Source organism: Acinetobacter sp. YH12128, assembly GCF_013418655.1.
Lineage (GTDB): Bacteria > Pseudomonadota > Gammaproteobacteria > Pseudomonadales > Moraxellaceae > Acinetobacter > Acinetobacter amyesii.
On record NZ_VPBO01000045.1, the window covers coordinates 1 to 10,256 of the forward strand.

Sequence of the window (10,256 nt, forward strand, 5' to 3'; positions counted from 1 at the left end):
ACGACTCTAAATCCAAAAAATTAATCTTATTCAGTAAGATATTACAAACCAATACACAAGGATTTTTTTCATCAACATGGTTATATGAACCTTTGCTGAAATGATATTCAGCATAAGATCTAGCCAAATCTACAGCATCAGCAAAGTTAGTAGCATCCCAAAAGTACACTCCTGCGCCATGTCTGCCATCACAAATTTTGAAGTTTTCTTCACATATTAAATTTGCATATGAACTACATGTACCATGCGTAGCTAATAAATCCAATGTCATAAACCACTAATACTTATAAAAAATAAAATATTTTAATGAATGCGGATAATATCTTATATTTAAAATTAAATCCTATTTATATTTTGAATGTTAATCATCCCCCCTCCTTCAAATTTACTTATTTAACATAAAATCTCTTATATGAAATTTAGAACTTATCCCTTAAAAAGATCATTAAAAAGCTCTTTATCTTTCTGTCTATTTTCTTCTGTCTTACTTTCCGCACTTAAAAACTGCTCAAAATCAGCCCATTGATGTTTAAAAGATTCATCATTCTTAAATTTATTCAAAACCCAAGCGCCAAGCAAAATTTTCCGTCTAGTTTCATTTTTCCGTTCTTGGGCTTTTGCTTCGCTTAAAAGTTTTTGCTGTTTGAGTTTAAGCTCATTCTGTTTCTGTTTTGCCTGTTCTAAGATCTGCTCTTGTTCTTTTTTTAAATACTCAATTTGCTCTTGCAGGGATAATTTTTTCTGCTGTGCTTTGGTGAGTTTCTTTAAAACTGCATCTTTCTTTTCTTGAATATCTGACATAGTATTAAACCGTGATGATCAATAATCAAACATCATCATAGAGTCAAAAAACAAAGCGAGCAATATCAAACGTAGCGAAGCGAAGTTTTCCCCCCGGAGTGAAACGAAGGGCGCACTTACCCACTTTTATCATTTCATTCAAAAGTGGACGTTGCGACAGGGGGAAACCCCTGTACCCCATGACCTCGCTTTAGCATGGTCAGCAACTTTTTCAAAGTTGCAAAAATCAAAACCACGGTATGCAGAAATTTAGGTTTTTAAAGTGGCAATTTTTCATTTGAATGAAAGCAACATCTCACGAAGTGACGGACGTTCAGCCGTTGCTTGTGCTGCTTATCGTGCCTGTGAAAAATTAGAGGATCTGACTTTTGGAAAGACTCAGGACTACACTAAAAAAAAGGGACTTGAATACAAAAATATTTATGCACCAGAACATACCAATACAAAACTTTTAGACCGTCAAACACTTTGGAATACAGTAGAAAAAAAAGAATTCAATGCCAATGGCTCAATGAAAGCCAATGCACGACTCGCCAAAGAATATATCTGTGCTTTACCACATGAATTAACAGATGCAGAACGCATAAAAATCGTTGATGATTTCTGCTCTAACTTTGTCAAAAAACATAATGTGATTGTCGATGCTTGTATTCATGCACCACATGATCATGATGATGAAACCAATAATAAAAATTTCCATGTCCACATCATGTTCACGACCAGAGTCGTGAATGACAAAGGCGAATTAGGCAAAAAACAAAGAATCTTCAACGACCATGGTCCCGAGATCCTGAAGGACAGCCGAGCAACTTTTGCCAATGTTGTAAACACAGTATTGGAAAATGCTGGACTAGATGAACGCATCGACCACCGCAGTTATAAAGATCAAGGCTTAGGTTTCCTTGAACCCACCCATCATGAAGGGCATGAAGCTACAGCACTTCGCAGACAATATGACGAGGAACAAAAAAGACCGCTTGAAGAACGTAACACTGAAATTGTGCTACCAAGAATTGCACTTGAAAATGATGCAATCAAAGCCAAAAATTTAGATGCTGCACGAGAATACCAACAGATCATCAAGGGCCTTGATCAAGAAATTATTGTTCCAAGTCGATTAGAAGATCAGATTACCCAGCTGGAAAACGAACTTCAGTTAACCGAAGCAGAAGAAAAAGAGCTTTTAGCAGAATTAGTAAATCTCAACCTAGAAGAAGAACGCCTGCAAGAACAACAGGTTCAACAGATCGACAACGCATATGATGACTTCATCCGGTGCCAAGATATTTATGCAGAATTTGCCAATCAGTTTTACACCATTCAAAGCAATGCTGCTGATAATCAAAAGCAGATTGAATCAAATCTCACCAAGACAAAACGATGGTTAGCAGAAAACAAAAGCGATTTTTACCTACATAGCAATAATTTGTTTTATGACTCTTATCATCATACTTACAGAGATATAAAAAAACCTGATTTTTATGCGACTGAAAAATCAGTAGAACAGGCAAAAAATGAGAACTGGAGAGAATACGCAACCGAGGTCGAACAACTTGCTAAAGAATACGATATTGAGAATGTCGTCCAACGCTTAGGTCAATGCTCAGAGATACTGGAAAATAATGGGATTGAACGACCAACGATAAAACCCACGTTTTGGCAGAAGCTAAAACGAGAGTACGTTCATTCATTCGATACCCTACATGATTTTAATGATGATATGAGTCCCCTCCTTAAAGCAAAACGGGCAGATGATCTCAAAATTGAACAAGAAAGAATGCAGCAAGTACGCCAAGCGGAAGTAGATCGGCAACGAAGAATTGAAAATGATTGCAGAGAAAGTGAATTTAGAGAGCAATTACGTAAAGAACGAGAGCAAAAAGAACAACGCTATGAACAAGAAAGACACGAACGAGAACATTTGGCATTTTTAAAACGCCAAGAATTGGAAAAACAGCAGAAAAATGAGCCTAAAAAACCAGAAAATGAAAATAACAACGATTACCGACCTTGGTGAATGCTGTTTAAACGCAAAAAAATAGGGTTTTTAGCGATGTTTTGCTAAACCACAGAGATTTTATAGTTGAGTTAAGAAAAAACTCTTAAATCGCAAATGAGAGCATTTAGCGAGTGTCTACGAGCGAACTACAGGGATCTAAATTTTTTCACCTGTTTTTCCCTGATTACAGGCTCCCCTGTGTATCAAGAACTCAGAATCAGAGCATCCCGAATGGGTGCGAACTGATTACGGTGGCTTTATGTCGAGCGAAGCGAGTGAAAAGTTCTATGAGCGAAGCGAATTCCTAGTTGCTTTTCTTTTTTAAAAAGTCACGAAATTTTAAGCCAAAAATTGCCCCTTCGAACTGAGCGTAAGCGAAGTTCAATAGAGTTTGAGCGTAGCGAAAACATAGGGCAATTTTTCTTATCCTGGGCTTTTAATTATTTTTAATGCTTTTAAATACTTTTAGATCAGAATAAATTTATATATTTCAATAATTAATAATCTTATATACCCACGTTTAGTTACCTATATACCCACGTTTAGTTACCTATATACCCACGTTTAGTTACCTATATACCCACGTTTAGTTACCACTTACCCACGTTTAGTTACCCTATGGCTTCATCTAACCTCAAATAAATATTTGTGGTTATAACTACATTGTTATAATCTGTGGGTATAACAATGTTTTAATCAATCTCATGTCAAAAGAATTAGTTGTAAAAACAAATCGCTTAAACCAAGCTTTCCAGACTTTGTCTTTATCAGAATTTCATATTGTTCAACTAGCTATTGTTGATGCTAGGCATACAGGTACAGGCTTAAGTACAGATACACCATTACGAATAGATGCTCTGAGATATGCAGAAATTTTTGGAACAACCAGACAAAATGCTTATCAACGGATGAAAGAAGCTGAAGACTCGTTATTTAATCGTAGATTTAGTTTCTTTGATGAAAACGGGAAATTAATAAAAAGCAGATGGATTCAGCAAGTAAGGTACTTAGATGATGAAGGTGCTATTGAGTTAGTTTTTACACTAGCTGTTGTACAAGGTATAAGTAAAATTGACGGAATTAAGGATTTCTTTACTCAATATTTATTAAGCCAAACAGCACAACTGAATAGTACCTATTCAGCAAGGCTATACGAATTACTGATTCAGTGGAAAGCCGTTGGAAAAACACCTTTATTCGAGTTAGCGACATTTAGAGAGCAGCTTGGTATTGGCGTTAATGAATATAAGCGTATGGATCACTTCAAGACGAGGGTCCTTGATTTAGCTATTACAGAAATTAGTGAAAAAACAGATATTGAGGCTAGTTATGAGCAGCATAAAAAGGGCCGTTCAATATCAGGCTTCTCTTTTTCATTTACACAGAAAAAAACTAGAAGTGCATCAAGTGAAAATAAAAAGCACTCGGAGAATTTAGATCTCTTTTCAAAAAAAATGACAGATCCTCAACGTCATTTATTTGCCAATAAGCTCTCTGAGCTTCCTGAAATGAGTAAATATTCAGAAGGCAGTGAAAGCTATCCTCAATTTGCAGTAAGAATTGCAGAAATGCTTAAGGACTCTGAAAAGCTAAAAGAGTTTTCTCCAATGCTTGAAAAAGTTGGCTATCGTTAAACTACTAATGTAACGTTACATGTTTAAATAATATCTACTGGCATACATCTTTTTACTTAGGTTACATGATGAAAGCATTATCTGTGATTGAGCTAGCTGAACTCTATGGGATGAACAGACAGAGTATCTATAAGCGTATAAATAAAGGTGATTTATCTAAAAATAGTGATGGAAAAATAGACCTATCGGAAGCAATACGTGTATTTGGAGAACCATCTAATAAAAATAGAGATGTAACCACGTTACAGTCTACTGCGGTACAAAAAGAGACAGAAGTAGACATGCTAAAACAGCAGGTAGACATACTAAAAAAACAACTGGAACTTGCACATGAACGAGAAATTTTCCAAAGAGAACAACTAGAAGCAAAAGACAATCAAATAGAAGCAATCCAACGACTGCTAGAAGCCCCAAAAACCAATATGACTACGTTTACCGATCAGAAACCTAGCCAAGATATAGCAACGGATCCTCGGTCAGAACCTGAACCGAAACATGACGGATTGACTACTCCAGAGCAGACTGAAAATAAACGTATTCCAGTACCGGAACATGTTGAACCGGAGCAGCCGAAAAGAGGGTGGTTAAGCCGGTTTTTCTTGCCAAATGGCTAAGGGGATTATTCAACTGAGCTAATCAAAGTTGTGAAACATTGCTTAAATAATAGGCGTGGAACGTGAAAAATCATAAAAAAAACCCACCTTGGGGAAGGTGGGCTATCAACTAGGAACTACAGCGTTGAATTATAAGGATAATTATAACGCATTTCGTATAAGGTGTATTATGTTAATTTTAGATAAACTATAGAATCCATTAGTTTTTAAACCAATAAATTAAATATTTTATGGAACTCCAGAATATTTATTCAGGCGATACTTAAGCAATAAGGGTAGGGTGATTACATAAAGTATTGCAGCTAATGCCCATACCATTCCAGGAGCTGATGCCTGAGTCATAAAATAGAGGCTAGTAACTAATACAGGACCAATTATAGCCCCCAGACTATTAAAACTGCTTAATAGCCCTTGTAATTCACCTTGTCTTTCATCACTAATACCTCTGGACATCATTGCTTGCAAAGCAGGAACGGCTACTCCACCAAGGGCAAACAATGGTAACAACGCAAAAGGCACCCATTCTTCAACAGCAATAGATAAAAGAAGTAAACCAATTGCATCGCAAGCTATTCCACATAACAACGTATTTTTCTCTCCAAACCTCTTTACCATAGGGGCGATAGCAAAAACCTGTGCAATAGAATGGCATATTCCATAACTAGCAAGGGAAACACCTGCAATAAATATACTCCAGCCATAACGATCCTGCCCATAGATAACCCATAAAGTTGCGGGGACTTGTGAAACCAATGTGATAATTAAAAAGATACCAAGCAATGGAGCCATATTAGGTTGAGTGATCAAATAGGATAATTTCTTTAATATTGATTGCTCCTGAACCTTCTCAGTCATTTTATTGCTGTGTTTTGATTCTTTTAATAAGACTGCTGTCATTATTAAATTAATCCCATTCATAAAAGCAGCAGCAAAGAACGGTGCATGTAAGTTCCATTCACCCAAAACTCCACCTATTACCGGACCCGCTATAAACCCAATACCAAAGACAGCTCCAAGGAGACCAAACCTTTTTGCACGCTCATGGGCTGGAGTAATATCTGAAACATAAGCTGTTGCAACAGCCATGTTGGCACCTGTAATTCCCGCAAAAATACGACCAATATATAGCCACAATAGAGAAGGAGCAGCAGCCATTAGGAGATAATCAGCCGTTGCACCAGCAATTGAAATAATTAATACAGGTCGACGTCCAAATCGGTCACTCAACGCTCCAAGGATAGGTGCAAAAATGAACTGCATCAGAGCATACACAGCTAATAAAGCACCATAGTGAACACCGCCTGCTTCAGCTCCAGCCAATGACCGTAATAATTCAGGCAAGATCGGCATAATTAAACCAATCCCAACAGCATCCAGAAATATAGTGATTAAAATCACGCTCAATGATTTCTTCACAAATGCCTTCTCTAGCAATGATAGAATTAATATTCTCTCACACACTCCCTATCAGTGATAGATTTATGAGTAAAAAAGATATTGCACCTCAACGTCTGACACGTGAAATAGTCCTGCGTACCGCATTGGATATGTTGAATGAAGAAGGCATAGATTCAATAACCACACGCAAGCTAGCTCAACGATTGGGTATTAAATCTCCAACTCTATATTGGCATTTCAAGAATAAATCCTTGTTAATGGAAGCAATGGCGGAAACCATTATAAATGAACACCATTTAGTTTCTTTACCCATCGATGGGATGACATGGCAAGATTGGTTGCTCGCTAATTCTGTAAGCTTTCGTCGAGCACTACTAGCTTACCGTGATGGTGCTCGTCTACATGCAAGAACTAGCCCCAGTCAAGGACATTTCAACACGATTGAGGCCCAAGTTGCGCTGTTATCTCATGCTGGGTTTTCTCCTGTTGAAGCAGTTGCATTACTTATGACATTAGGAAGGTTTATTGTTGGGTGGGTCCTTGAGGAGCAGCAAGAAGAAATAAGATCAGACCCACCATTCGAAGCCGATCCAACTATATATCCACTCATGCTCCAAGGAGTGAATACCTTACAAAATATGAATGCGGATGACATTTTTGAAAATGGGATTCGTATGGTGATTATCGGTGCTGAAAGACAACTTGATATTAAAATGCAAACTTAACTCTATACTGCTTTAAGCAACTGTTCTATTTAGTAATAAAGCTTTTATCCTTAATTATTTAACATAATAGAGGTTATACGAAATGCTTTTTAAAATATCCTTGTTTTTCATATAGTTAAAAAATTTTCATCCCCCTGAAAAACAACAAAAAACCGACTTGGAAACAAGTCGGTTTCTTTTTAAGCAAAACTGTAACTTTTAGCCAATAAAATTGATCAAAAAATATTCTTTTTTGCGTTTTTTCCTGATTTCTCAAGGGTTACAGTTTAGAAATAATCCCCAATTTCTGCGGACAACTCTTGGGATAAAAATCCACCAATTTTGTACGCCTGAGCGCACATGAATTTAGGGGTTTTGCGGATATTCACAATCCCTTGTATTCAATATCATGAAGTCATAAGAGAACAGGACGTTCCGCAGAATAAAAATAAATAATCGCACAAGGATCGGCGGTACGACAGGAGTCATGCCAAGCGAACCAATACGAAAAAGCCCGACAGGATGTCGGGCTTTTTTATTATATGAATTCTTATAAATAATTTTTATCAAGCAAAATTAGACCACTTTTTAAAGCATTAATTGAATAAACATATAATTTGATCATATTTATAGCCTTTTACATTCAGCTATTCTTATCTGACAAATCTTTAGATAGCATCTCCAAAACTGCTATAAGATTCGCCATATCAATTTTTTTTTCTAATTCTTCTAGATCTTTCATTAGCTCAGGAGATTCTTGAAACTCTTTAACATCAACATTAAATAATTTTGATGCTTTAGAAATTACTTTTTTGGAAGGATTCTTTTTCCCCGATTCAATCAAAGAAAGATATGTAGGAGTTATATCTAACTTTTCAGCTACGTATGTAGATTTGTATCCTTCCTTTATACGTAAACCTTTAATCTTGAAACCAGCAAAATGTGTAGTTTGCATTTTTTCACCATAATTATAGAAAACATTAATTTATGTAGATTTCTATAGTCTGGAATTAAAGTGGGATAAACTCGCCCACATAAGAGCACTGGTTTGCATCACTACTGATACTTGATGCAAATAAATATAAGTAATTGAAAAATAATAATTAAAGGAACAGATATTAAGGCTCTTAAAATCTTTAAATAATGGTTCCTGAACATAACTTCTACACACAAATGATAGAGCTCTGTCGATAATTACTGACATCGCATAATCTAAATAGCTGTGACGAAGTTCATCTTCAATCCTAATAGGAGAAACCATCATTTGTTTTCTACTCCCTTTCTTAGCCTGAAAAACTTAACACTGATCTGTGGCAATATCAGTTGATACTAGATCAGACAAGAAAATGACTGCCTCACCTTCTTGTTTATAACCAGATAATTAAAAATTCGAACTAATTTGAATCAAATGCACATTCATAAGACTTTCTCCTAATACAAAATATTCCAAGTCTTTTACCTCCAATAGTCTTGGGTCCAAGAGGAAAATTAAATACCTTAAAGTGTAATCTGTATTCTTGCGAGGAATACTGAGGCCGCTGTTAGAAACTACTTATAATCCTTATAATTACTTCGATAAGTTTCAAAGTAGATTCTGCTCTACAAAGAGTCTTATCGATATCAAAGGAGGGCTTTTCAGCAAACCCTATAAATACTTCTGAGCCAGAAATTAACTGTATGAGTTCTTCAACTTTTTCAGCAACTTCAAACTCTTTATGTTTCCGTAAAACCTCAACTACAGCTTTCAATTCTTGAACAGCTTGGATAACCATCTCTTTCTTACTCATAAAATACAACCTTATAGAGAATTAAGAGACAGTCACCTCTGATATATAACTAAGTTTTCAGTTCTTTCACCTAAATAATATGATGAGAAAAAATTAAAATCAAATAAAAGTTAATATTTTTAACTTTTTTATATTTAAAAAAAATACAGGCATAAAGCCTGTATTTTTTAATATATAATTTAGTAACTTAGGTTGATTTCTTAAATTTAGTAAAATTATAAGTGGGTAAAAGAATAGGGTAATAACCTGCACTTACAAAGAAATTACTTACAAATGCTCTTAGAAATGGGTATGCAATTGCTGGCGCATTAATGATCGGAAAATTAGATTTTTTAAAACCGTCATCTATATCTTGTTCACAAACAAACTTAGATAAAAAATCTAGTTCAAAAAAACTAGCTTCTTCTGTTTTGACTTCTAAGTGAAATTTTACAACAAAATTTTTTAGTGAGTCTTTGAAGAAAATTGGTTTAAACACTAGATGATCATCAATATTTATTGAATCAAGATTTGATAAATTTTCTAAAAGTTCAGACGAAGGAGAAAATTTCAATTCTCCAATCTTATATTCAACAAATTTGATATTCATAAAAATTAAGCTGCTGCTGCGTATTCAGGTTCATTATTACTAAAGACCTCAAAAGAAAAATTCTCCTGAGATCTTATTTCTGGATTAGTGTTATTAGCCTTGTTTGTTATAGCAAATAATTGAATAACTTCTTGGTTAGAAGACACTTCAAAAACTTCTTCACATAAAAGCTCCAAAGAAGGTAAATGTGCAACTAAGCCTTCAATACCAATGCTAGGCGCACGAGATGCTCTTTCATCAATCTCTTCAAAAGTCATAGTTTCAATTTTTGAAAGAAACTTTCGAGCTAATTCTGAATCAAACATATCTAGACTCTCCTAATTGATGTTAGAGGAATAACACTATTTTCTCTAACAACTAAACAGCTACTCGCATATTGTGTAGCCCATTTTAACCCATCAGATTTGGTTTTTTTGTAGTTATCTGGTGCCGCTGCCTTAACATGATATACAAGTATTTTTTCGTTAGACAACTCTTCAAGCTCCTGAAAAAAACCATTATATATTTTTGTTAATTCAGCTTTGATGTCGTTCCAATCTCTTAATAGCTTTAATTTAGCATCAAATCGTAATAGATAAGCACGAAATATACTTAAATACTCTAACGACTCTAAATCCAAAAAATTAATCTTATTCAGTAAGATATTACAAACCAATACACAAGGATTTTTTTCATCAACATGGTTATATGAACCTTTGCTGAAATGATATTCAGCATAAGATCTAGCCAA

The 10,256-nt window shown here is 35.1% G+C and carries 11 protein-coding genes and 2 pseudogenes; 4 read left to right on the forward strand and 9 right to left on the reverse strand.

Annotated elements, in window-relative coordinates:
- A pseudogene (locus FTU64_RS15805) lies at window positions 1-271 on the reverse strand (hypothetical protein); the annotation flags it as partial.
- A 155-nt stretch (window positions 272-426) separates the two neighbouring features.
- On the reverse strand, window positions 427-801 hold the full coding sequence (locus FTU64_RS15810; protein ID WP_086322809.1) for a hypothetical protein: 375 nt from the start codon (window positions 799-801) through the stop codon (window positions 427-429).
- Between the two features lie 262 nt (window positions 802-1,063).
- Between FTU64_RS15810 and mobQ the strand changes: the two genes are divergently transcribed.
- The 3 genes from mobQ (at window position 1,064) to FTU64_RS15825 (ending at window position 5,048) form a co-directional block, all read left to right on the forward strand.
- Window positions 1,064-2,818 carry a MobQ family relaxase gene (mobQ, locus tag FTU64_RS15815; RefSeq protein ID WP_373886586.1) on the forward strand — a complete coding sequence of 585 codons (1,755 nt, stop codon included), beginning with the start codon at window positions 1,064-1,066 and terminating at the stop codon, window positions 2,816-2,818.
- Window positions 2,819-3,504: 686 nt separating this feature from the next.
- Window positions 3,505-4,434, forward strand: a complete 930-nt coding sequence (repM, locus tag FTU64_RS15820; RefSeq protein WP_111886115.1) for a replication initiation protein RepM — start codon at window positions 3,505-3,507, stop codon at window positions 4,432-4,434.
- Window positions 4,435-4,502: 68 nt separating this feature from the next.
- Window positions 4,503-5,048, forward strand: coding sequence for a plasmid replication DNA-binding protein (locus tag FTU64_RS15825; protein WP_171319338.1), 546 nt, complete (start codon window positions 4,503-4,505; stop codon window positions 5,046-5,048).
- 228 nt (window positions 5,049-5,276) lie between these two features.
- On the opposite strand, the gene tet(39) is transcribed toward FTU64_RS15825, so the two are convergent.
- Window positions 5,277-6,464: a tetracycline efflux MFS transporter Tet(39) gene (gene tet(39), locus FTU64_RS15830; RefSeq protein ID WP_180042151.1), complete on the reverse strand. Its 1,188-nt coding sequence runs from the start codon at window positions 6,462-6,464 to the stop codon at window positions 5,277-5,279.
- A gap of 65 nt (window positions 6,465-6,529) precedes the next feature.
- Here tet(39) and FTU64_RS15835 point away from each other — a divergent pair, with 65 nt between their 5' ends.
- Window positions 6,530-7,171 carry a TetR/AcrR family transcriptional regulator C-terminal domain-containing protein gene (locus tag FTU64_RS15835; RefSeq protein WP_004787586.1) on the forward strand — a complete coding sequence of 214 codons (642 nt, stop codon included), beginning with the start codon at window positions 6,530-6,532 and terminating at the stop codon, window positions 7,169-7,171.
- A 622-nt stretch (window positions 7,172-7,793) separates the two neighbouring features.
- Here FTU64_RS15835 and FTU64_RS15840 read toward each other — a convergent pair.
- The 6 genes and pseudogenes from FTU64_RS15840 to FTU64_RS15860 form a co-directional block, all read right to left on the reverse strand.
- The gene (locus FTU64_RS15840; RefSeq protein WP_180060275.1) at window positions 7,794-8,105 is read right to left on the reverse strand and encodes a helix-turn-helix domain-containing protein; all 312 of its coding nucleotides are present in this window, start codon (window positions 8,103-8,105) and stop codon (window positions 7,794-7,796) included.
- A gap of 222 nt (window positions 8,106-8,327) precedes the next feature.
- A pseudogene (locus tag FTU64_RS16525) lies at window positions 8,328-8,414 on the reverse strand (hypothetical protein); the annotation flags it as partial.
- A gap of 277 nt (window positions 8,415-8,691) precedes the next feature.
- Window positions 8,692-8,937, reverse strand: a complete 246-nt coding sequence (locus FTU64_RS15845) for a hypothetical protein (protein ID WP_180060277.1) — start codon at window positions 8,935-8,937, stop codon at window positions 8,692-8,694.
- 187 nt (window positions 8,938-9,124) lie between these two features.
- Window positions 9,125-9,526 (reverse strand): protein-export chaperone SecB, encoded by a 402-nt coding sequence (locus tag FTU64_RS15850; RefSeq protein WP_180060279.1) that lies wholly within the window; start codon window positions 9,524-9,526, stop codon window positions 9,125-9,127.
- Between the two features lie 5 nt (window positions 9,527-9,531).
- Complete coding sequence (locus tag FTU64_RS15855) at window positions 9,532-9,831, reverse strand: hypothetical protein (RefSeq protein ID WP_180060280.1); 300 nt, start codon at window positions 9,829-9,831, stop codon at window positions 9,532-9,534.
- A gap of 2 nt (window positions 9,832-9,833) precedes the next feature.
- Window positions 9,834-10,256, reverse strand: a 423-nt coding sequence (locus FTU64_RS15860) for a hypothetical protein (protein WP_180060282.1), incomplete at its 5' end; no start/stop codon positions are given.

What these genes read in the sequence shown, in the direction of transcription:
- FTU64_RS15810 (WP_086322809.1), bottom strand. Translation starts at nt 801, where the DNA reads ATGTCAGATATTCAAGAAAAGAAAGATGCAGTTTTAAAGAAACTCACC.
- repM (WP_111886115.1), top strand. Translation starts at nt 3,505, where the DNA reads ATGTCAAAAGAATTAGTTGTAAAAACAAATCGCTTAAACCAAGCTTTC.
- FTU64_RS15825 (WP_171319338.1), top strand. Translation starts at nt 4,503, where the DNA reads ATGAAAGCATTATCTGTGATTGAGCTAGCTGAACTCTATGGGATGAAC.
- FTU64_RS15835 (WP_004787586.1), top strand. Translation starts at nt 6,530, where the DNA reads ATGAGTAAAAAAGATATTGCACCTCAACGTCTGACACGTGAAATAGTC.
- FTU64_RS15840 (WP_180060275.1), bottom strand. Translation starts at nt 8,105, where the DNA reads ATGCAAACTACACATTTTGCTGGTTTCAAGATTAAAGGTTTACGTATA.
- FTU64_RS15845 (WP_180060277.1), bottom strand. Translation starts at nt 8,937, where the DNA reads ATGAGTAAGAAAGAGATGGTTATCCAAGCTGTTCAAGAATTGAAAGCT.
- FTU64_RS15850 (WP_180060279.1), bottom strand. Translation starts at nt 9,526, where the DNA reads ATGAATATCAAATTTGTTGAATATAAGATTGGAGAATTGAAATTTTCT.
- FTU64_RS15855 (WP_180060280.1), bottom strand. Translation starts at nt 9,831, where the DNA reads ATGTTTGATTCAGAATTAGCTCGAAAGTTTCTTTCAAAAATTGAAACT.